The sequence below is a fragment of the Bradyrhizobium sp. 35 genome, from assembly GCF_023073215.1.
Lineage (GTDB): Bacteria > Pseudomonadota > Alphaproteobacteria > Rhizobiales > Xanthobacteraceae > Bradyrhizobium > Bradyrhizobium canariense_D.
The window spans coordinates 1-616 of the sequence record NZ_JADPJC010000114.1 but is presented as its reverse complement, the minus strand read 5'-3'; the positions used below and the strand labels follow the sequence as shown (position 1 = coordinate 616).

General features: G+C 65.9%; 1 protein-coding gene. It reads right to left on the bottom strand.

Annotated features, from left to right (window positions below):
* Positions 1 to 616, bottom strand: a 616-nt coding sequence (locus tag IVB36_RS40560; protein WP_247393271.1) for a recombinase family protein, incomplete at both ends; no start/stop codon positions are given.

The following is a 616-nucleotide window of genomic DNA, read 5'->3' as shown; positions in this document are numbered from 1 at the left end:
CCCTGGCTTCCTTGGCGGCCGCGGTTGCAGCGGCGATAGCGCCCGGACCGACGACGCCAAGCAGCGCTTCCTCGACTGCATCATCGACGCGCAGTCCGCGGAAGCCGATGCAGTGAGGGCCACCATTGTCCATCCAGGCGCGGCTGCAGCTGTAGCGCGGGATATGGTGCTTCATGCCGGAGTATCGGAGCGTGAGCTTGCGGCCGCAGCGCTTGCACCGGATCAGGCCGGCCAGCAGCCCGTCACCATGCTTGGGCGCGCCGTGATGCCGGCCGGTGGGAATGTTGCTGCTGACCATAGTGCGGATCGCCTCGAACCTCTCCCAGCTCACATATCCTTCGTGGGTGTTGGGCTTCAGCGCCAGCCGTTCGTTCCGCGCCTTGCGGCGGATCTTCACGCTCACGCCTGCGGCGCTGTATCCCGCCGCCACAGCCGTCTTACCATAGGCATAGGCGCCGCCGTAGACCGGGTTCTCAATGATCCGGTGGATGGCGGAGTAGCTTGGTCGCCGCCAGGTCGTGTCGCCGCTGGTCTGCTTCACCGGCAGATCGAGATTGTACTCGTGGAGCCAGCAGAGCGCCTGTCGCGCGCTGCCCAGTTCCTCGACCTTGTCGAA